The 21286-nt window shown below is 73.2% G+C and carries 17 protein-coding genes; 6 read left to right on the top strand and 11 right to left on the bottom strand.

Annotated elements, in window-relative coordinates:
* Positions 1 to 36: 36 nt before the first annotated feature.
* Positions 37 to 249, bottom strand: a complete 213-nt coding sequence (locus tag AC6CH9_RS01745; protein ID WP_024839011.1) for a BldC family transcriptional regulator — start codon at positions 247 to 249, stop codon at positions 37 to 39.
* Positions 250 to 656: 407 nt separating this feature from the next.
* Here AC6CH9_RS01745 and AC6CH9_RS01750 point away from each other — a divergent pair, with 407 nt between their 5' ends.
* Positions 657 to 866 carry a DUF3073 domain-containing protein gene (locus AC6CH9_RS01750; protein ID WP_154799469.1) on the top strand — a complete coding sequence of 70 codons (210 nt, stop codon included), beginning with the start codon at positions 657 to 659 and terminating at the stop codon, positions 864 to 866.
* Between the two features lie 268 nt (positions 867 to 1134).
* Here the strand turns inward: AC6CH9_RS01750 and purM are convergent, their stop codons facing one another.
* Together purM and purF are read right to left on the bottom strand one after the other, a co-directional pair.
* Positions 1135 to 2268 carry a phosphoribosylformylglycinamidine cyclo-ligase gene (gene purM / locus AC6CH9_RS01755; protein WP_498153360.1) on the bottom strand — a complete coding sequence of 378 codons (1134 nt, stop codon included), beginning with the start codon at positions 2266 to 2268 and terminating at the stop codon, positions 1135 to 1137.
* A 76-nt stretch (positions 2269 to 2344) separates the two neighbouring features.
* Entirely contained in the window at positions 2345 to 3892 is a 1548-nt protein-coding gene (purF, locus tag AC6CH9_RS01760; protein ID WP_047231361.1) for an amidophosphoribosyltransferase, read from the bottom strand.
* A gap of 271 nt (positions 3893 to 4163) precedes the next feature.
* Here purF and AC6CH9_RS01765 point away from each other — a divergent pair, with 271 nt between their 5' ends.
* From AC6CH9_RS01765 to AC6CH9_RS01785, 5 genes are all read left to right on the top strand, one after another.
* Positions 4164 to 5222, top strand: a complete 1059-nt coding sequence (locus AC6CH9_RS01765; RefSeq protein ID WP_498153361.1) for a sulfate ABC transporter substrate-binding protein — start codon at positions 4164 to 4166, stop codon at positions 5220 to 5222.
* A 3-nt stretch (positions 5223 to 5225) separates the two neighbouring features.
* Positions 5226 to 6125: a sulfate ABC transporter permease subunit CysT gene (gene cysT / locus AC6CH9_RS01770; RefSeq protein ID WP_498153362.1), complete on the top strand. Its 900-nt coding sequence runs from the start codon at positions 5226 to 5228 to the stop codon at positions 6123 to 6125.
* Positions 6118 to 6987 (top strand): sulfate ABC transporter permease, encoded by an 870-nt coding sequence (locus AC6CH9_RS01775; RefSeq protein WP_498153363.1) that lies wholly within the window; start codon positions 6118 to 6120, stop codon positions 6985 to 6987. Before cysT ends, AC6CH9_RS01775 begins: the two co-directional genes overlap by 8 nt.
* Positions 6984 to 8015: a sulfate/molybdate ABC transporter ATP-binding protein gene (locus tag AC6CH9_RS01780; protein ID WP_498153364.1), complete on the top strand. Its 1032-nt coding sequence runs from the start codon at positions 6984 to 6986 to the stop codon at positions 8013 to 8015. Before AC6CH9_RS01775 ends, AC6CH9_RS01780 begins: the two co-directional genes overlap by 4 nt.
* Positions 8016 to 8100: 85 nt before the next feature.
* Positions 8101 to 9423, top strand: a complete 1323-nt coding sequence (locus AC6CH9_RS01785) for a hypothetical protein (RefSeq protein ID WP_498153365.1) — start codon at positions 8101 to 8103, stop codon at positions 9421 to 9423.
* Between the two features lie 33 nt (positions 9424 to 9456).
* On the opposite strand, the gene AC6CH9_RS01790 is transcribed toward AC6CH9_RS01785, so the two are convergent.
* The 8 genes from AC6CH9_RS01790 to AC6CH9_RS01825 form a co-directional block, all read right to left on the bottom strand.
* Positions 9457 to 9864: a hypothetical protein gene (locus AC6CH9_RS01790; RefSeq protein WP_498153366.1), complete on the bottom strand. Its 408-nt coding sequence runs from the start codon at positions 9862 to 9864 to the stop codon at positions 9457 to 9459.
* A 165-nt stretch (positions 9865 to 10029) separates the two neighbouring features.
* Positions 10030 to 14790, bottom strand: coding sequence for an ExeM/NucH family extracellular endonuclease (locus tag AC6CH9_RS01795; RefSeq protein WP_498153367.1), 4761 nt, complete (start codon positions 14788 to 14790; stop codon positions 10030 to 10032).
* A 312-nt stretch (positions 14791 to 15102) separates the two neighbouring features.
* A complete protein-coding gene (locus AC6CH9_RS01800) occupies positions 15103 to 15474 on the bottom strand; it encodes a sterol carrier family protein (protein WP_498153368.1) in 372 nt (123 codons plus the stop codon).
* A 30-nt stretch (positions 15475 to 15504) separates the two neighbouring features.
* Positions 15505 to 17085, bottom strand: coding sequence for an RNB domain-containing ribonuclease (locus AC6CH9_RS01805; protein ID WP_498153369.1), 1581 nt, complete (start codon positions 17083 to 17085; stop codon positions 15505 to 15507).
* 218 nt (positions 17086 to 17303) lie between these two features.
* A complete protein-coding gene (locus AC6CH9_RS01810) occupies positions 17304 to 18188 on the bottom strand; it encodes an ABC transporter ATP-binding protein (RefSeq protein WP_498153370.1) in 885 nt (294 codons plus the stop codon).
* Positions 18185 to 19114, bottom strand: a complete 930-nt coding sequence (locus AC6CH9_RS01815) for an ABC transporter ATP-binding protein (RefSeq protein ID WP_498153371.1) — start codon at positions 19112 to 19114, stop codon at positions 18185 to 18187. The genes AC6CH9_RS01810 and AC6CH9_RS01815 overlap by 4 nt, the downstream gene beginning before the upstream one ends.
* Positions 19111 to 20268: an ABC transporter permease gene (locus AC6CH9_RS01820; RefSeq protein ID WP_498153372.1), complete on the bottom strand. Its 1158-nt coding sequence runs from the start codon at positions 20266 to 20268 to the stop codon at positions 19111 to 19113. Before AC6CH9_RS01820 ends, AC6CH9_RS01815 begins: the two co-directional genes overlap by 4 nt.
* The gene (locus AC6CH9_RS01825; RefSeq protein ID WP_047231353.1) at positions 20261 to 21259 is read right to left on the bottom strand and encodes an ABC transporter permease; all 999 of its coding nucleotides are present in this window, start codon (positions 21257 to 21259) and stop codon (positions 20261 to 20263) included. The genes AC6CH9_RS01820 and AC6CH9_RS01825 overlap by 8 nt, the downstream gene beginning before the upstream one ends.
* Positions 21260 to 21286: the final 27 nt, after the last annotated feature.

Below are 21286 nucleotides of genomic sequence, written 5' to 3' on the forward strand. Positions count from 1 at the left end.
GCGCCGGCCGTGCCGGCGGCGCGGCGCGCGGTCGGCTCAGGACTTGTCGGTGCCCTCCGCGGGCTCGCTGGCGGCGCCGAGCAGCGCCCGGACCTCGGACTCGCGGTAGCGGCGGTGCCCCCCGAGCGTACGGATCGACGAGAGCTTGCCCGCCTTCGCCCAGCGGGTGACCGTCTTGGGGTCGACGCGGAACAGGCTGGCGACCTCGGCGGGCGTGAGCAGAACCTCGGACTCTCCGTGCATGGACATCACGACACCTCCTCCTGGTACGCGCTGGTCCGGCAGATACCCCGGATCACGACGACAGCACGACGCCAGTACCCTCCATTGTCGCAGCATGCGGATTTCGGGCGACTTGACGGACGGGTGAATTAGGCCGCCTATGGTCGGATCGGCCGGATAGGCGCTCGTGCGGCTTACGAGCGGTGCGGGCCGGGCTCCTCGGCCGCGCGCCGCGCCTCGTACCGCGCCGGGCCGCTCCCCCGCTCGTGGAGACTGTGTGACGGTAGGCACGTCCACGGCCCGTCACGGTCTTCTGAGTGGATGGAATAGGCCCCGAGCATGTACCGTTGGACCCTGAACAGACGAAACTACACCCCGGGGCCGCACGTCTGAGTACGTAGCCGCCCCGCTTCTACGTTGAGGGGGTCGGAGCCATGGGCCGCGGCCGTCAGAAGGCAAAGCAGACCAAGGTCGCTCGCGCGCTGAAGTACTACAGCCCCGAGACGAACTACAGTGCGCTCGAGCAAGAGCTCACCGGTCACAGCCACACGGATGTCGTGACGGACTCGCGCTTCGGCGCCGAGTCGGCGGACGACCTCGAGCGCTACGACCAGCGCTACAACGACTGGTCCGACGACCGCTGACGGTCGTCGACCACCTTTCATCGCCGCGGTCTGCCGCGGAAGCATCTCGACCTCGACTGCGCCGTCGCCTGCTCCGGTAGGCGACGGCGCGGTCGTCGTTCGTGACCTGACCCGTGCATCCCTCACGCACCGGCCCGCCGTGGTCCCGCTCGCCTCGAGGGCTCCGCACCGTGACCGCCGTCGTGCTCTCACGTGGTCGGGCCCGGCCGCGGGAGCGGCCTCCCCCGAGCGGGTCGGCAGGCGCCGCCCCCGCCCGGGGCACCGGAGGTCAGGCGCGGTAGTCGCCGACGAGGCGCACGGCGCCCGCCTGGACGCCCTTGGTGCCCGCGACGAGATCGCCGTCGGCGACGTCGGAGACCGCCGTCGGGTCGAAGGCCTCGACCGTGCCGAGCACCCATGCGGGGACACCGAGCGCGGCGCAGCGCGCGAGCGCCGCGTCGACGCCGTCGGCACCGACCACGGCGACCATGCCGACGCCGAGGTTGAGCGTGTTCTCGAGGTCGCCGCGCGGCACGCCGCCCAGCTCGCGGACGAGGCGGAAGACCGGCGGGACGTCCCAGCTCGCGCGGTCCACGACGCCGACGAGCCCGGCGGGCAGGACGCGCGCGAGGTTGGCGGCGAGCCCGCCGCCCGTGACGTGAGTGAACGCGTGGACCTGCGCGGCGTCGTCGGCGGCCAGCGCGAGGCAGTCGCTCGCGTACACGCGCGTGGGCTCGAGGAGCTCCTCGCCGACCGTGCGCCCGAGCTCGTCCACGTGGCGCTCGAGGCCCCAGCCCGCGTGCTTGAGCACGGCGCGCACGAGCGAGTACCCGTTCGAGTGCAGGCCGGACGAGGCCATGCCCACGAGCACGTCGCCCTCGCGCACGCGGTCCGGGCCCAGCAGCCGGTCGGCCTCGACGACCCCCGTGGCGGCACCGGCGACGTCGTACTCGTCCTGGCCGAGCAGACCCGGGTGCTCGGCGGTCTCGCCACCGACGAGCGCCGTGCCGGCGACCTCGCAGGCCGCCGCGATGCCGCGGACGATGCCCGCGATGCGCTCCGGCACGACCTTTCCGCACGCGATGTAGTCCGTCATGAACAGCGGCTTGGCGCCCACCACGACGATGTCGTCCACGACCATGCCGACGAGGTCGAACCCGATCGTGTCGTGGACGTCGAGCGCCTGGGCGATCGCGACCTTGGTGCCCACGCCGTCGGTCGACGTCGCGAGCAGGGGGCGGCGGTAGGTCGCGACCTCGGAGAAGTCGTAGAGGCCCGCGAAGCCACCCACGCCGCCGAGGACCTGCGGCCCGTGGGTGCGGCGCACGGCGTCCTTCATGAGCTCGACGGCCTTGTCACCGGCCTCGGTGTCGACGCCCGCGGCGGCGTAGGTGAGGCCCGTCTGGGGCGAGTCGGCAGTCACGGTGTCGGCTCCAAGGAGGTGTCGCGGCGCGCGCGCCGGTGGTGCTGGTGGTCCGGGGTCGGATGGAGGTGTGGGCTCACGGGTGCTGGAGCGCGCCGGCACCGCCGGCGGTCACCGACAGGCTGCGCAGCCCGTCCTCGGGTGCCCCGAGCGGGAGCTCGGCCTGCTCGAGGAGGTGCTTGCCGAGCTGGTCGTCCGGCGGCAGCTCGATGGGGTACTTCCCGGTGAAGCACGCCGTGCAGAGCTGGGACGACGGCTGCTCGGTCGCCGCGATCATGCCCTCGGTCGAGATGTAGCCCAGGCTGTCGGCGCCGAGCGACTGCCCGATCTCGTCGGGCGAGAGCCCGTTGGCGATGAGCTCGGCGCGGGACGCGAAGTCGATGCCGTAGAAGCACGGCCACTTCACGGGCGGCGAGCTGATGCGCACGTGCACCTCGGCCGCCCCGGCCTCGCGGAGCATGCGGATGAGCGCGCGCTGCGTGTTGCCGCGCACGATCGAGTCGTCGACGACGACGAGGCGCTTGCCGCGGATGACGTCGCGCAGCGGGTTGAGCTTGAGCCGGATGCCGAGCTGGCGCAGCGTGTCCGACGGCTGGATGAACGTGCGCCCGACGTAGGCGTTCTTGGTCAGCCCCTGGCCGAACGGGATGCCGGACTCGGCGGCGTAGCCCACGGCAGCAGGCGTGCCGGACTCGGGGACGGGGATGACGAGGTCGGCCTCGACGGAGTGCTCGCGCGCGAGCTGGCGGCCCATCTCGACGCGGGCGGCGTGCACCGAGCGGCCGTTGATCGACGTGTCGGGGCGCGCGAGGTAGACGTACTCGAAGACGCAGCCCGCGCGCTCGGCGGGCGCGAAGCGCTGGGAGCGCAGGCCGTCCGCGTCGATCGCGATGAGCTCACCCGGCTCGACCTCGCGCACGAACGACGCGCCGACGATGTCGAGCGCCGGCGTCTCGCTCGCCACGACCCAGCCGCGCTCGAGGCGGCCGAGGACGAGCGGGCGCACGCCCTGCGGGTCGCGCGCGGCGTACAGGGTGCGCTCGTCCATGAAGACGAGCGAGAAGGCGCCGCGCAGCCGCGGGAGCACCTCGAGCGCCGTGGCCTCGAGCGTGTGGTCGGCGTCGCCCGCGAGGAGCGCGGTGACGAGCGCCGTGTCCGTGGTGTTGCCTCGCGCCAGCTCGCCGCGGCGCTGGTTCCCGTAGCGCTCCGCGACGAGGTTGACGAGCTCCGCGGAGTTGGTGAGGTTGCCGTTGTGCCCGAGCGCGACGGTCCCGGACGCGGTGGCGCCGAGCGTCGGCTGGGCGTTCTCCCACGTCACGCCACCCGTGGTCGAGTACCGGCAGTGCCCGACGGCGATGTGCCCCGTCAGGGCGTTGAGGGCCGTCTCGTCGAACACCTGGGAGACGAGCCCCATGTCCTTGTAGACCAGGATCTGCTCACCGTTGCTGGTGGCGATGCCGGCCGACTCCTGGCCTCGGTGCTGCAACGCGTACAGCCCGAAGTAGGCGAGCTTGGCGACCTCTTCGCCGGGCGCCCAGACACCGAAGACGCCACAGGCGTCCTGGGGGCCTTTCTCGCCGGGCATGAGGTCGTGGTTGAGAAGTCCATCTCCGCGGGGGGCCACGTACCTCAGTGTCCCACAGCAGGCGCGTCCGGACCGAAGCGCGAGGTCATGCGGACGGGCGCCGTCGCGCGCGACCACGGCGCCGTCGGGACGACCGTTCACGATGGCGTTACGTCGTCCCACCTGTCGGTCAGGGGTTTCGCTGCGTGGGAACGCCGCGCTTGAATCTCGACTTACCCGACCGTGGCAGTCCAGTATCACGCCGGCTGCCCGGCCGCCCTGCTCGACCACCCGCTCCCGGACTCCCGGGACCCCGACGAAGGACGACACCATGCGACGCCTCCGGACGACGATCACTCTCGCGGCTGCCGCGGCAGCCACCGCCCTGGTCCTCACCGCCTGCGCGCCGACCGCCGTCGACGGTTCCGGCGGTGGTGACGCGAGCGGCGACGCAGGGTCCGACGTCGAGCCCGCGACCCTCTCGCTCGTCGGCTTCGCCGTGCCCAAGGCGGGCAACGACGCCGCGCAGGAGCTGTGGGGCGAGACCGAGGACGGCCGGGGCGTCACGTGGGAGACGTCGTACGGCGCCTCCGGCGACCAGAGCCGCGCCGTCGCCGACGGCCTGGAGGCCGACTACGTGCACTTCTCCCTCGAGGGCGACGTCACGCGCCTCGTCGACGCAGGCCTCGTCGCCGAGGACTGGAACGCGGGCGAGAACAAGGGCATCGTCAGCCAGTCCGTCGTCGTGCTCGTGGTACGCGAGGGCAACCCGAAGAACATCCAGGGCTGGGAGGACATCGTCCAGCCCGGCGTCGAGATCGTCACCCCGAACCCTGGCTCGTCGGGCTCGGCCCGCTGGAACATCCTCGCCGGGTGGGGCAGCGTCATCGCGAACGGCGGCTCGGAGGAGGACGCGACCGAGTACCTGCGGAAGTTCTTCACCAACGCCGTCGCGCTCCCGGGCAGCGGCCGCGACGCGACCACCGCCTTCACGTCCGGCACCGGCGACGTCCTGCTCTCCTACGAGAACGAGGCGATCCTCGCGCGGCAGAACGGCGAGACGTTCGACTACGTGGTCCCGGACCAGACGCTCCTCATCGAGAACCCGGCCGCGGTGACGGTCGACGCCGACCCCAAGGCGCAGAGCTACCTCGACTTCGTCCTCACGCCCGAGGGCCAGGAGGCGTTCGCGCACGTGGGCTTCCGCCCCCTGACCGGGGACGTCGACTTCGAGGTCGAGGGCGCCAACGACCCGAGCGACCCGTTCCCCACCGTCCCGACGCTGCTCACCATCGCCGACGACTTCGGCGGCTGGTCGGCCACGAACGACAAGTTCTTCGGTGACGAGGGCCTGGTGACCGAGATCCAGGCCGAGACCGGGAAGCAGTGACCCGTGTCCTCGACCCTCGCTGAACGACCGGGCCGGGCGGCGCGCGAGCGCCGCCCGGCTCCGGCCGCGTCCCGGCCGCGCCGGGTCCGCCGGGCACGTCGGACGCCCAACGGCCCCTACCGCCTGACCGCCGCCTCCGGCCTGGGGCTCGGGATCGCGCTCGTGTGGTTCTCGGCGCTCGCGCTCGTCCCGCTGGTCGCCGTGCTCGTCGAGACGTCGGTCGGCGGCTGGCCCGCCTTCGTCGCCGCGGTCACGCAGCCGCAGACCGCCGCGGCGCTGACGCTCACGGTCACGCAGGCGCTCGCCGTGACGGCCGTGAACGTCGTCATGGGCACGCTCATCGCGTGGGTCCTCGTGCGCGACCGGTTCCCCGGGAAGCGGCTCCTCGAGGTGCTCATCGACATCCCGTTCGCGCTCCCGACGATCGTCGCCGGGCTCGTGCTGCTCGCGCTGTACGGGCCGTCGGGACCGCTCGGGATCGACGTCGCGAACACGCGCGCCGCCGTCTTCCTCGCGTTCCTCTTCGTCACCCTGCCCTTCGTGGTGCGCAGCGTGCAGCCCGTGCTCGCCGAGCTCGACCGCGACGTCGAGGAGGCGGCCGCGTCGCTCGGCGCGACCCGCCTCACGACCTTCCGTCGCGTGATCCTCCCCGCGCTCGCCCCCGCGATCACCGCGGGAGCGGCGCTGTCGTTCGCGCGCGCGATCAGCGAGTACGGCGCGCTCGTCCTGCTCTCCGGGAACCTGCCGATGCGCACCGAGGTCGGCTCCGTGCGGATCCTCGCCTACCTGGAGAACGGCCAGCCCGAGCAGGCCGCGGCCGTCGCGTCGGTGCTCCTGCTCGTGTCCCTCCTCGTCATCGCGACGATCCAGCTCCTCCAGCGCAGGGTGGTCCGCCGTGGATAGCTCCCCCTGGGTGCGTCGCACGCTGCGCACCGTCGTGGTCGTCTACCTGGTGCTGCTCGTCGGGTGGCCGGTCTCGCTCGTCGTGCGCGGCGCGTTCGCCGACGGGCTCGAGACGTTCCAGCGTGCGCTCGCCGACCCGTCCGTCGTCTTCGCGCTCCAGCTCACCGCAGCGGTCGCGGTGCAGGTCGTGCTGATCAACACGGTCTTCGGCGTCGGGATCTCGATGCTCATCGTGCGCTACGACTTCCCGGGCAAGGCGCTCCTCAACGCCCTGCTCGACCTCCCGCTCTCGGTCTCGCCCATCGTCGTCGGGCTCTCGCTCGTCCTCGTGTACGGCAAGAACGGCTGGTTCGGCGGTGCGCTCGAGGACGCCGGGCTCCAGGTGATCTTCGCGCCGCCCGGCATCGTCCTCGCGACGGCGTTCGTGTGCCTCCCGCTCGTGATCCGCGAGGTCGTGCCCGTGCTCACGGAGCTCGGCACCGACGAGGAGCTCGCCGCGACGAGCCTCGGGGCGAGCTGGTTCCAGACCTTCCGGCGCATCACCCTGCCCGCCATCAAGTGGGCGGTCGTCTACGGCGTCGTGCTCACGCTCGCCCGGGCGCTCGGCGAGTTCGGCGCCGTCAAGGTGGTGTCCGGCAACTTCGAGGGTCGGACCCAGACGTCCACGCTCCTCGTCGAGCAGCGCTACCAGGACTTCGAGCAGGGCACGGCCTACGCCGTCGCGTTCCTCCTCGCGTCCGTGTCCGTCGCGTGCATCGTCGCGGTGACCTTCCTCCGGTCCGACGACGCCGCCGGGCCCCGCACCCGCCGCCCCGCACGCCCCTCCCCTCGCACCGCCGCCCCCACGGAGGCCGACGCATGAGCATCGAGATCCGCAACGTCCGCAAGACCTTCGGCGACTTCGTCGCGCTCGACGACGTCTCCGTGTCCGTCCCCACCGGTCGGCTCACCGCGCTGCTCGGTCCGAGCGGGGGCGGCAAGTCGACGCTCCTGCGCGTCGTCGCCGGGCTCGAGGTGCCCGACTCCGGCGAGATCGAGATCGAGGGCCGCGACGCGACGAACCTGCCGGCCCGACGCCGCAACGTGGGCTTCGTCTTCCAGCACTACGCGGCGTTCAAGCACCTGACCGTCGCACGGAACGTGGCGTTCGGGCTCGAGATCCGGCGCACGCCGAAGGCCGAGATCGCCGAGCGCGTCGACGAGCTCCTGCGCCTCGTGCACCTCGAGAGCTTCGCGCACCGGCTGCCGTCGCAGCTCTCCGGCGGGCAGCGCCAGCGCATGGCGCTCGCGCGCGCCCTCGCGATCCGGCCGAGCGTCCTCCTGCTCGACGAGCCGTTCGGCGCGCTCGACGCCAAGGTCCGCAAGGAGCTGCGCGACTGGCTGCGCCGCCTGCACGACGAGATCCCCGTGACCACGGTGTTCGTCACCCACGACCAGGAGGAGGCGCTCGAGGTCGCCGACGAGATCGTCGTCGTCAACGAGGGACGCATCGAGCAGGTCGGCACGCCCGACGACCTCTACGACCGCCCCGCGAACGACTTCGTCATGGGCTTCCTCGGACCGGTGACGCGCCTCGGCGGCGTGCTCGTGCGACCGCACGACGTGCACGTCGAGGTGCTGCCCGACGGCGCCGCGGACGGCACGGTGGGCGGCGCGACGCCGTCCCGCCGGGGCGGCCCCGTGACGGGGGTCGTGACCCGCACGACGCGCGTGGGCTTCGAGGTGCGCGCCGAGGTGGCCACCGAGGACGAGGTGGTGTCCGTCGTCGTGACCCGCGCGGAGGCCAGGTCGCTGGGGCTCGCGCCGGGGGTCGCCGTGCGGCTCGCCCCGGCGGAGGGCGCGCCGACGTCGGCCGCTCCCCGGCCGGTCGGTGCCCCGGTCCCCGGCTGACCCGGCGCCACCCCGGCGCCGCCCCGGCGGCGCCGGCCCGACGACGACGCCCGGACCCCGGAGGACCGCTCGCTATCCTGCCCGCGTGGCTCCCTCCCGCGTCGACCGCTCCCCCGGGGACCGCGACGACCGTGCCCGCGACGACCGACCGCGGCACCGCCGCGAGCGGGCGGCCTACCGGTTCGTGGAGGTCCGCGCCGCCGCGGGCCCGGCCCGGCTCGACGGTCTCGTGGCGGCGGGCGGGGCGTTCCTCGTCGGCACGGTCCTGGGCTTCCTCGTCCTCCTCGGGCTCGCGCTCGTCGGCGGTGAGCTCGTCTCCGGCGCGCGGTACGACGCCGACGAGGTCCTGCGCTCGACGCTGGGCTGGTGGATCCTGACCCTCGCGGTCGCCGTGCCGGTCTTCGTGCCGGTGCACGCCGCCGCGACGCTCGCGGTCACCCGCGCCCTGCTGGGCGAGGGCCGCCCTCGCACCGACGTCCCGCCGCACTCGGTACGCAAGCGCGTGGCGGAGTCGAGCCCGGCGGGAGCGCTCGCCGGGCTCACCTGGACGTACCTCGTGCTCGCGCTCCTCGCCGGGGCGGTCGGGCTGTTCGCGATGGACCGTGACGACGCCGAGCGGACGCCGACCGTCGCGGTCTCCGCCGTCGTCGGGGTGGTCACCGCGGTCGGCCTGCTGCTCCTGCCCGGGCTGCGCGCGCGCTGGTCGGCCTGGCAGGACGTCGTGCGCACGACGTGGGGGCCGAGCGAGGTGCGTCTCGCCGAGGAGGCCGAGCGTCGGCGGCGCGCGGCGCTCGGGCCGTCGGCCCCCGCGCGCCCCGACGGGCGGGTCGCGCTCCGGAACGACCGGGCGGCCGCCGTCCTGGGCGGAGCCGGCATGGTCGGCTTCGTCCTGTTCCTGATCGGCCTGTGGATGCGACACCCGCGCAAGTTCGGCCCGGACCGGCACTTCGGGCCGGTGGGCGAGACGTCGATCGACGTCCTCGTCGGCGTGGGCGGTGCGCTGGTCGGGGCGGCACTGCTCCTCGGCGCCGTGTGGCTCCTGCTCCCGGTGTCACGACAGGGACGGCGGCGCCGGGCGGGGCTCGCGCGCCTGCGCTCCTCGGAGCCGTCCGCGCCGCCCGCCGACGACGTCGTCCGGGAGGTCCTGTCCCCCTGGTCGGCGTCCACGACGGTCGCCCTCGTGCTCCTGGCCGGATCCGGGATGCTCGCGCCCTCCGCCCTGGCCGGCCTCGCGGGCGGTGGCGTCGCGCACCTGGTCGACGGGTTGCCGTTCGGCGCCACGGCGGCGGCCCTGGTCGCCGTGACCCTCGCGTCGCCGTGCGTCGTGGTGGTCGGCGTGACCCGGTCGGCGCGGTACCGCGCCCTGGCGCGCGAGCGCTGGCACGTGGGCGACGACGCGCCCGCCTGACGTCCAAGCGCAGGCGCTGCGCGGGCGTGCGAGTCAGCGGCGTCCGCGCAGGCTCCGCCGGTCCGCGATGACCGCCCACAGCCCCGCGACGCCCGCACCGAGGGCCGCGCACGTGACGAGGATGACCGTGAAGTAGACGCCCGGCTTGAAGACCGGCTCGGCGGCGGGCGACTGCAGCCAGGCGCCACCGATACCGAGGCCGAGGACCGCGCCGAGCACGATCCCCACCGCGAAGAACCTCCCGTAGCGCGGAGCCCGGCGTACCGTCGCCGGGTCGAGGACGTCCTCGACCTCCACCTCGTGGGCGGCCTCCCCGCTCCCGGCGGCGGTCTCAGGTGCAGCGGTCTCGGCGTCGGTCGCCCGTCCGGCGACCCGCTGGGCGGGCGCGTCGGACGGGTCGGGGGCTGCGCCGTCGGGCACGGAGGACTGCTCGGAGCTCACGGCCACGACCCTACCCGCGGTTCCTGGGAGGCCCCGACGCCGCGCACGACCGCGGCGCGAGCGCCCGGCACCCAGACGCACCGCGACCCGGGCCCGTCGGACGGGACCCGGGTCGCGGGACGCGTCGCCGCCTCGTCGGCGGCGCCGCACGGCGTCAGCGAGGCGTCAGCCGCAGCTCTGGCCCTCGAACGGGACCTCGTACTCCTGCGTCACGCCGTCGAGCGTGGCGGTGACGGTCACCGTCCCGCCCTCGACCGACCTGGCCCGGGTGTTGAACGACTGGTACGCGTTCTTGCCCGGCTGGACGTTCGGGAACCGCTTGGAGCCGTACGGCGTCTCGACGACGACCTCGACCGGGACGTCCTCACCGTTGGTCGCACGGACTGCGACGTGGACGAACGTGCCCATGCAGCGGGCAGACGCCTCGAGGTTCTCGAGCACCACCGTCGGGGTCGCAGCCTCGACCGTGACCGGGATCCGGGCGGTCGTGCCGCTCGGCGACGCCACGACCCACAGGTCGTAGTCGCCCGCCGCGGCGTCGGCCGGGACCGTCGCCGTCAGCGTCGCTGCCCCGCCCGTCACCGTGGCGGTACCCGCCGGGGTGCCCGGGTTCGCCGGGTCGAACGTGACGTCCGCCGCGACGAGGTAGCCGTCCACCGAGGTGTTCGCCGGCGACCCGAGCGACGTGAGGTCGAGGCCCGAGAGCCCCACGCTCACGTCGGAGCCCGCCGCCACGGTGCCGGGGAGCGCGTCCACCACCACGCGCGAGCGGTCGAACGACGGCGACACCGGCGAGCTGTCCTTCAGGTACGCGATCCACGCGTCCCGGTCCACCAGACCGGAGTCGCGCGGGTCCGTGCCCTCGGTGAACACGCGGAAGTTGTCGCCGCCGGTGGCGAGGAAGGAGAACGTCGCCACGCGGTACTCGCCCGCGAGGTCGATCGGCTCCCCGTTGATCGTCACCGACGAGACGTTGCTCCCCGGGGCCGCGTTCGGGTCCGCGGTCTCCGCCGTCCACGACACGTTGTCCGAGAGCCCCAGGGCGAGGTACGGGCGCGACGGGCGGTTGCCGTTCGCGTCCGTCTGCCACTGCTGCTCGAGCATCTCGACGACCTGCTCGCCCGTGAGGGTCACGGTCCACAGGTTGTTGACGAACGGCAGCACTGCGTTGGCCTCGGCGTAGGTGATGACGCCGTCGCCGTTGTGGAAGAGCTCGTTGCGCAGCCCGCCCGGGTTGACGACGCCGATGTCCGCACCGCCGCGCGCCGGGTCGGACAACGTCGCGAGGAGCGAGTCGGCGACGAGGTTGCCGAGCGTCGACTCGGAGGCGCGGTCGTCACGACCGGACGTCGGGTTCGGGCCGGGGCCCACGTACGTCCCGCCGGGACCCGTGTACGAGCCGCCCGCGAAAGCCGTCGTGATGTCCGCTGTCACCTCGCCGATCGGCTGCGCACCGATGATCTCGGCCTGCTTGAGCGCCGCGTCGACGATCGTCTTGACCGCCGCGACCCGCGGGTACGTCGCGACGAGCGTCGCGTCGTCCGTCGTCGTGCGCGCGACGTTCTGCGCCGTGTACGCCGTGACCTCGTGGGTCGTGGTGTCCACGGTGAGCGAGACGTGCCCGATGAACTCGCCGTAGTTGCCGGTCTGGACGATCGGGCGGGTCTTGCCCGGGACGCCCGGGACGGGCGCGTCCCACGCGTACTGCTTGTGGGTGTGGCCCGTGAAGATCGCCGCGACGCGCGCGTCGGTCTCGTTGACGATGTCCGCGAAGGCGCCGCCTGCGGCGACCTCCTCCTCGAGCGTCGCGCCGTCGGGCGTGCCCGCCGACGCGCCCTCGTGGACGAGGCCCACGACCACGTCGGCCTCGCCGTTCGCCGGGTCGCCGTCCTGGAGCTGGGCGGTGACGCGGTTGAGCGCCTCGACCGGGTCCCCGAAGTCGAGGTCCGCGATGCCCGACGGCGTGACGAGCGTCGGGGTCTCCTCGGTCACGACGCCCACGAAGCCGACGTCGAGGCCGTCGATCTCGACCACCTGGTACTCCGGCAGGGCCGGGTTCGTCGTGCCCTTGTCGTAGACGTTCGCGCCCAGGTAGGCCCAGTCCGCCTCGTCCGAGACGCGGCCCGTGAGGTCGTCCATGCCCTGGTCGAACTCGTGGTTGCCCACGGCGGACGCGGCGAGGTCGAGCGCGTTCAGCACGTCGATCGTCGGCTGGTCCTCCTGGAGCGCCGACGCGAACAGCGACGCGCCGATGTTGTCGCCCGCGGAGACGAAGGCGGTCCCGTCGGGGTTCGCCGCGCGCAGCTGCTCGATCGTGCCCGCGAACTTCACGGTGTTGGCGTCGATGCGACCGTGGAAGTCGTTGATCGCCAGCAGGTCGAGCTGCGTGGTGCCCGGACCCGTGTCGCCGAGCTGAAGGCCGACGAGCACCGGGTCGTGGTCGGAGGACCGGAACGGCGTCGTGTCGTAGAGGATCGACGCGTTGTAGTTGTACCGGCTGTACTCGTTGGCGATGGGCTCGACCGAGTTGATGTTCCACACGTCCGTGCCGGTGACGGCGCCGGCCGCGCCGGCCGAGGCGAACACGTGGTCGAGCGACCCGACGTACCCGTCGAACAGGTAGGTGTGCTCGCCGGTCGTCTCGCCGAGGTCCGTGTAGCCCGCGTCCTTGAGGACCTCGAGCGGGTCCTCCTGGGAGTACGAGTTGAAGTCGCCCGCGAGCAGGACCTTGTCCGTGCCCGCGTCCGCCGCGACGTCCTCGGCGAAGCCGACGAGCGCCGTCGCCTGCGCGACGCGCGACGCGTTGAACGCGCCCTGACCGTCGCCCGAGTCCTCGTCGCCGGGCAGCACGGGCGTGCCGGATCCCTTCGACTTGAGGTGGTTCGCGACGACGAGCACGTCGTCGCTCGCCGCGTCGTCACCCTCGGAGACCCCGCCTGCCGGCTGGAACACCTGCGCGAGGGGTTCGCGCGCGTTGACGAACGCCGGGTCGTCGAGCAGGATCCGCGAGTCCCCGACCGGCTCGGCCGCGTCCACCTGGTAGATGTACGCGAGCCGGATCACGTCCTCCTCGTCCGGCAGCGCGGCCGGCGACGGGACGAACGCCCACTCGTCGGCGCCTGCGGCGTCGTTGAGCGCGTCGACGAGGTCGGAGAGCGCCTGGTCGCGATCCTTGCCGAACGGCGTCGAGTTCTCGATCTCCATGAGCGCGACGACGTCGGCGTCGAGCGCGTCGATCGCGGCGACGATCTTGGTCTCCTGGCGCTCGAGGTTCTCCGCGTTCGCGGCGCCGCGGGCGTCGCAGCCACGGTTGACCGTGATCGGGTTGCCCGCGCGGTCCGTGTAGTACGTGCAGCCCGTGAGCTGGTCGCCGGTCGTCGTGAAGTAGTTGAGCACGTTGAACGTCGCGACCGACAGGTCGCCCCCGACCTCGGCCGGGGCGTCCTCGCGCGTGTCCGCGAACGTGGCCGGCTGCACGGTGGCGGCGTTCCCGCCGTCACCGGCGGTGAGCTGCGTCAGCGGCTGGAACGTCCACGCGTCGAACCGGTAGTCGAGGATGACGGGCGTCGTGAAGCTCACGCCCGCGCCGACGCGCGCGGGCGCCCCGCCCGTGAGGTACGGGAGCGGGATGCCCTTGTTCGCCGTGTTGTTGAAGTTGGTCGTCGCCCCGTCGTCGAGCACGACGGCCCGCGCCGCGCGGTCCGCGACGGCGGCCGTGGCCTCCGCGCTGCCCGGGCGCCCGGCCGACGTCGGCTGGACGAACGGGTCCGTGCCCGCGGCGAGCAGGAACGAGCCGTAGAAGTTGGTGTCGTAGTTGTCCGCGACGACGTAGTCGCCCGCGGGCTGCACGAGCATGCCCTCGAGCACCTCGCGCGCGGCGTCGGTCGCGGGGAACGCGACGTTCGCGGGCTTGACCGCCTCGGCCGCCTCGTCGAGGACCGTCCAGCCGCCCGCGGCGGGCGTGATCTGGGTCAGCGTGAAGTACTCGGACACCGCGCCCGTGACCTCGACGTGGTCGCCGACCTGCACGGCCGCGGCGCCCGCCTTGGAGTAGACGAAGATCGCGTCCGACGCCGTGTGCGAGGCGTCGAGGTCGCCGCCCGTGCCCTCGGTCTGCAGGTAGAAGCCGTCGTAGCCACCGGAGGGGTAGGTCGCGGTGACGACGCCGCGCGTCGTGACGGTCTGGCCGACGAGCGGGCTCGCCGCGCCCGTGCCCTGGATCTCGGCGATCGGGACGACCTCGCCCGGCTCGGGGCCCGGGCCTCCACCGTCGTCGCCGCTGTTCTGCGGGGTGACGGTGCTGGAGAGCGTGAAGTCCTTGCTGTTGTCGTCCGTGTCCGCGAAGCCGGTGCGGTTGATCGACGCCGGCACGTTGTTGGCCGACGGCGCGGGGCTCACGGCGGTCTCGAACGTGTTCGACGTCCCGTACCCGACGAGGTCCACGACGTTCGCAGCGCCCGCGGCGTTGCCCGCAGGCAGCGTGACCGCCGACGTGGAGCGCACGAGCGCGAGGGTGCCCGTCGTGCCCGACGGGTTGAGGCCCCCGGTCGCATCCGGCGTCGGCAGCGCCGCGCCGGTAGACCCGTTGGAGCCGCCCTGCACGAGGAAGTAGCCCCCGGGGGCGACCGTGCCGGTCAGCGGCGTGACGCCGGTGAAGGCGCCCGTGCCCGTCGCGGACCGGTACTGCAACGACATGCCGGAGAGGTCGATCGCCGCCTGCGTGGGGTTGTACAGCTCGACGAACTTGTGGGTGTAGGGGGCGTTGGCACTGCCGCCGCTCAGGTAGGCCTCGTTGATGACGAGGCCCGACCCGTCGGGCGCCGCGCTCGCGGCGGTGGCCGCCGCGACGGAGAGCGGCGCGGCGAGGGCCACGGTCAACGTGCCCGCCACCACCCTCCGTCGCCGCAGGTGCTGGTGGTCGGTCACGCTGACTCCTTCATCTCGTGCGGACGGCCGGGCAGCAGTTCGCGCACGTCCATCGACCGAGTCCAAGCCTCGGACGGGGTCGACGCCCTGCCTCCGCAGGACATCGCACCCCACCTTGATGAACGGGCGGTTGCTGCCACGTCACCGCCGCGAGAACGTCGCCGCACGTCGTCGTGCCACGAGCGCCCGCACGGACGGCGGCCGATCATCATCGGACGCTAGCCCCCCGCGTGCCGCGCCGCCAGACCTGGGGCCGAGAACGTTACGCACCGGTAACACGTCCGTCCGTGCCGTCGCACCCGGAGCAGGACCTCAGCGGACGCGGGCCGCCTGGAGCGGGAGGAGCCACGAGATGTCGGACCGCTCTCCCGAGGCACGGACACGGCCGTCGGCGACGGCGTCGGCCCACGCGAGCGCGCCGGTCACGAGGCCGAGCCACGTCTGCGGATCCGTCTCCACGACGTTGGGCGGCGTCCCGCGCGTGTGCCGGGGACCCTCGACCGCCTGCACCGCCCCCGCAGGCGGCACGCGCACCTCCACGGTGTGCCCGGGCGCGACGTCCGCGAGCTCCTCGAGCGTGAACCGCACCGCGGTCGTCACGGCCTTGCGGTCGGCGGGGTCGGCGCGCCACGCCGCCAGGGCGAGGCGGCCGGCGGCCGGGTCGGTACGTCGTCGGGCAGGCACGAGGACCAGCCTAGGTCGCCCCACCCACCCTCAGCCGACGGTGAACCGGACGCGGCGCTCCGCCACCGACGCCTCGCGCAGCGTCGCGCGGACGGGGTCGCCGAGCGGGAGGTCGGCGCCCTCGGTGCTCTCGACCGGCGCGCGGACCGCGGGGTCGGTGAGGACGACCTGGCCGCGCCGCGCGCCCGACGCGTCGCCGCCCTCGCGCTCGAGGCGCCGGCCGCGCTCGCGGTCGTCCTCGACGTCGACGACGACGCCGTCGAACTCCTCGCCCTCGCGCCCGCTGAGCAGCGCCGCCTCGACGACGTCGACGATCGCGCGCTCGTACGACCCCGCGCGCTGGCCCGTCCGCGCCATCGTGCGGGGCAGGCCGGGCAGCGCGTCGAGCACCCAGCGCGGCACGTCCTCGCCCGCGCACAGGGCGAGGCAGACCTCGGTGCCGTACCGGTCCACGAGCCGGCGCAACGGCGCCGTGACGTGCGCGTACTCGGCGCCGATCGCGGCGTGGGCGGCGTCGTCGGGCGCGCCGGGCTCCTGCCCCGTCCCCCCGAACGCCTCGTACGACGCGCCACGGAAGAGCGACGTCGCCTCGTTGAGGAAGGCCGCGTGGCGCGGGACGCGCGAGTCGAGCGTCGGCACGAGGTCCGCGTACGCCGTCTCGCGCGGCCAGTCGATGCCGAGCGCGCGGGCCGTGCGGCGCAGGCGCGCGAGGTCGCGCGGGTCGGCCTCGGGCAGCGCCCGGAAGACGCCGACCCCGCCTGCCCGCATGAGGCGCGCCGCCGCGATCCCCGTGAGCAGCGAGATCTGGGCGTTCCACCCCTCCGCCGGGAGGGTCGACCGGAACGCGAGGCCGAACGTGCCGTCGTCGCGCGGGACGATCTCCTGCTCGGGAACCTCGAGGGACACTCCCCCACGCTCGCGCTCGCGCGCGAGCCGCAGCTCGCCGACCTCCCGGAGCAGCAGGAGCGCGGCCCCGCCCGCGTCCTCCGACCCGCCCGCGTCGATCGCGGCCTGGGCCTCGTCGTACGTGAGTCGCCGCGTCGAGCGCACGACGGCGCGGCGGACCGTCGCGTCGAGGATCTCGCCGCGCGCGTCGAGCACGACGCGCCACGCCGCCGCCGGGCGCTCCTCGTCCGGCAGGAGGCTCGCCGCCCCCTCGGAGAGCACGGCGGGGTGGAGCGGCGTGCGGCCGTCGGGCGCGTAGAGGGTCGTCCCACGCTCGTGCACCTCGGCGTCGATCGCCCCGCCCGGCGCGACGAACGCGCCGACGTCCGCGATGGCGTAGTGCACGACGAACGCCGCACCCGCAGGACCGGACGGGTCGTCCTCCGCCCGCTCGAGGTGGAGCGCCTGGTCGAGGTCCATCGACCCGGGCGGGTCGATCGTCACGAACGGGACGTCGCGCAGGTCGACGCGGCCGTCGCCGAGGCCGGCACCGTCGCGGACGACGGCCTCCGCCTCGGCGAGCACCGCGGCGGGGAACGACTCCGGGATCTCCATCTCGCGGCGCAGCGCCGCGAGCGCGCCGGTCACGGTGGCGGCCGGGTCCGCGGTGGGCCTCGGCGCAGGGGACTCGGCGGGGCGGGCGAGGCGCAGATGACGGGCAGGCACGAGCCCGACCCTACCCACCCGCTGCCCGGCGGTCTGCCGCCCGGTCGGCTCCGCAGCCGCCATGACCTCCGGATCAGGGACGACGGCGCGCGCAGGAGGGCGCGCGGGCCAGGGCGTCCGACAGACCTGGCCCGCGCGGCGGGTACGCGCCACCACCGACGCGTACGGCTGGAGGCGCACCCGCCGCCCGGATCGAGCGAGCGGCGGGTGCGCCGGTCTCACATGCCGCGCGTGCCGAACCGGTCGCGGTCGGCGTCGGAGCCCGACCCCGCCGCGGCCGCCGCGAGCTCGCGGCGCACCTCCTCGCGCAGCTTCCCGTGGTTCTGCGGCTCCGGCGCCGCACCGAGGAGCAGCTTCGTGTAGTCGTGCCGGGGGTCGAGGATCACCTGGTCCGACGGGCCGCGCTCGACGACGTTCCCGCGGAACATCACGAGGATCTCGTCGCTGAAGTGCCGCGCGGTCGCGAGGTCGTGCGTGATGTAGAGGACCCCGAGGTTCTCCTCCCGCTGGAGCCGGGCCAGCAGGTTGAGCACCCCGAGCCGGATCGACACGTCGAGCATCGACACCGGCTCGTCCGCCACGAGAAAGCGCGCACCCGGCGCGAGCGCGCGGGCGATCGCGACGCGCTGGCGCTGCCCGCCCGACATCTCGTGCGGCTGCTTGGCCGCGAACACGGGTGCCGGGGTGAGGTTCACGCGCTCCAGGAGCTCGTGGACCCGCGCGTCGATCGCCTGGCGCCCGCGGGCGACCTTGTGCAGGCGCAGCGGTCGCTCCAGGTGGTGGGCCACCGTGTGGAACGGGTTGAGCGACGCGAACGGGTCCTGGAACACCATCTGCACGTCGTGCCGGTAGGCGTCCAGGCCGCGGCCACGGGTCGCGGACGGCTTGCCGTCCAGCAGGATCTCGCCCGACGTCGGCGTCTCGAGCTGGGCGATCATGCGAGCCACCGTCGACTTGCCCGAGCCGGACTCGCCGACGACCGCGATCGTCTTGCCGGGCTCCAGGGTGAACGACACGTCGTTCACCGCGCGCAGCCGCGTACGGCGCAGCCCCTTGCGGATCGAGAAGTCCTTGACCAGGTTGCGGACCTCGAGGGTGCTCATGCGTGCGGTCCTTCCTGGCTCTCGCCGGTGCCCTCGCCCGTGCGGACGAACGAGCCGCGGTCGCCGGTGAGGCTCGGGAACGAGCCGAGCAGACGGCGCGTGTACGGGTGCTGGGCGCCCTCGACGATCGACTCCGCCGTGTCGATCTCGACGATCTCGCCGCGGAGCATCACGGCGATGCGGTCGCTGATCTCCAGCAGGAGCGGGAGGTCGTGCGTGATGAACACGACGGCGAACCCGAGCTGCTCGCGCAGCCGCATGATCTCGCGCAGGATCCCGCGCTGGACGACGACGTCGAGCGCCGTCGTCGGCTCGTCCATGATCATGACCTGCGGGTTGAGCGCGAGCGCCATCGCGATCATGACGCGCTGCCGCATGCCGCCCGACAGCTCGTGCGCGTAGCTGTCGAGGCGCAGCGGGTCGACGCCCACGAGCTCGAGGAGCTCCGCGGACCGGGTCGCCCGGTCCTTGCGCGACATCCCCGGCCGGTGGGTCTTGAGGACGTCCCCGAGCTGGTCGCGCACGCTGATGACCGGGTTGAGCGAGTTCATCGCGCCCTGGAACACCATGGAGACCTTGTCCCACCGGAACGCGCGCAGGGCGTCACCGGAGAGCGCGACGACGTCGACGTCGTCGCCGTCCTGGTCGTGGAACGTCACCGTCCCGGACGTCAGGAGCGCGGGGGGCTTGAGGAGGCGGTTGATCCCGTACGCGAGCGTCGTCTTGCCGCAGCCCGACTCGCCCGCGAGGCCGAGGATCTCGCCACGGTGCAGCGTGAGGGACACGTCCTTGACGGCGTGGACGACCGGCTCGACCTCGTAGTCGATCGAGACGTGCCGCGCGGTGAGCACCGGCTCCTTGCCGGCGAGGTACGCGGCGTGGCCCTCGCTGGTCAGCGGCCCGGTGGCCGTGGTCGTGGCGGTCATGCGCCCACCGTCTCCTTCGCGTCGTCGGCGTCGGTGTCCGTGCCGTCGGGGTCGTTGCCGTCGGCGCCCGACCCCGCGCCGTCCGGGTCCGCGTCCACGGCGAGGCCGGCCTTGCGGGCCTTGCGCACGCTCTTGACCGCGGCCGGGCCCAGGCGCAGCCGGGGGTTGATGATCTCGTCCAGGCTGAAGTTGATGAGCGCGAGCCCGCAGCCGAAGAGCGCGATGAGCAGGCCCGGCGGGACGAACCACCACCACATGCCGAGGCTCAGCGCGTTGTTGGCGCTCGCCTGGTTGAGGATCGTGCCCCACGTGATCGAGCCCGACGGGCCGAGCCCGAGGAACGACAGGCCCGCCTCGGCGAGGATCGCGAGGAGCACCGCGCCGAGGAACTGCGCCGTGAGGAGCGGCAGGAGGTTGGGGAAGATCTCCACGAGGATGATCCGCGGCGTCTTCTCACCGGCCACGCGCGCCGCGGACACGTAGTCGCGCGCACGCAGCGACTTGGCCTGCATGCGAAGCACGATCGCCGCACCGGGCCAGGCCGTGAGGCCCAGGATCACGGCGACGATGACCAGGGACCGCGTCTGGAGGTAGGCCGAGATGACGATGATCAGCGGCAGGCCCGGGATGACGAGCATGATGTTCGTGACGAGCGAGAGGGCCTCGTCGGTGAACCGCCCCCGGTAGCCCGCGACGATGCCGAACACGATCGACAGCACGAGCGCGATCGCGCCGGCGATGAGACCGACCATCAGGGAGCCCTGCCCCCCGTAGGCGACCTGGGCGAAGATGTCGTTCCCGATGTGGTTGGTGCCGAGCAGGTGCTCGGCGCTCGGCGGCAGGAACCGCGCGTTCGCCGTGGAGCGGGGGTCCTGGGTGAAGAACGGCGCGACGAACGTGAACAGCAGGATGCCGACCACGAGGACGATCCCCGCGGTGAGCTTGCCGGACCGGCGCGGGAGCATCGCGCGCAGGCCACGGCGGGCGGGCGCGGCAGGTGCGTCCTGGTCGAGCGCCGCGGGGACGTCAAGGACGTCGGGGACGATCCCCTCGGTGGTCGTCGCCGGAGCGAGCCCGTCGACCACGACCGTGGCAGCGGGGGCCGCGTCGGCGGCGGGGGTCACGATCTCCGTGTCGCGGGAGTTGTCAGACATTGGCGCGCGCCCTCGGGTCGATGAATCCGTAGATGATGTCCATGAGGAAGTTCGCCGCGAGCACGGCGAGCGTGATCACGAGGAACGTGCCCTGCATGAGCGCGAAGTCGCTCGCCTGGACCGCGTTGAACAGGAGCTTGCCCAGACCCGGGTAGCTGAAGACCTGCTCCATGACGACCGACCCGGCCACGACGAACCCGAGCGCGACGCCGAACCCGGCGAACGACGGGAGCGCGGCGTTGCGGGTCGCGTACGTGATCGCGACGCGCATCCGGCGCAGGCCCTTGGCCTCGGCCGTCGTGACGTAGTCCTCGGACAGCGTGGACACCATCATGTTGCGCATCCCGAGCAGCCAGCCGCCCACCGACGACAGCACGATCGTCAGCGCGGGCAGGAACCCGTGGTAGATCACGCTGCCGACGAACGCCCACGACCACTCGGGTCCGTTGTCGAACCCGAAGATGTCGTAGCTGCCGATCCGCGGGAACCACCCGGTCGAGACCGAGAAGACCGAGACGAGGATGAGGGCGAGCCAGAAGTAGGGCACCGCCTGGAGGAGCGTCGACGCGGGGATGATGCTGTCCACCCACGTGCCGCGCTTCCAGCCGGCCCACGCCCCCAGCCCGACGCCCAGGACGAACGAGATGATCGTCGCGAGCCCCACGAGCCCGACCGTCCAAGGAAGGGCCTGGCCGATGAGCTCGGTGACGGGCTGGGGGTAGTACGTGATGGAGATCCCGAGATCTCCCTGGAACAGACGCCCCCAGTAGTCCACGTACTGGTCCCACAGGGAGGCGTCGCCGTCCGCGCCGAAGAGGAGGTCGATGCTGTTCTGCATCTGGGGCGTCAGCTCGCCGCCCTTGCGCAGGAACTTGTCGATGAAGATCTGCTTGGGGTCACCCGGCATGAGCTTCGGGATGAGGAAGTTCAGCGAGACCGCTGCCCAGAGGGTGATCACGTAGAACGTGATCCGTCGTGCGTAGTACCTCATGATGCGTGTTCCTCGTCCCCCGGTCCT

This window comes from Cellulosimicrobium sp. GQ32, from assembly GCF_059758455.1.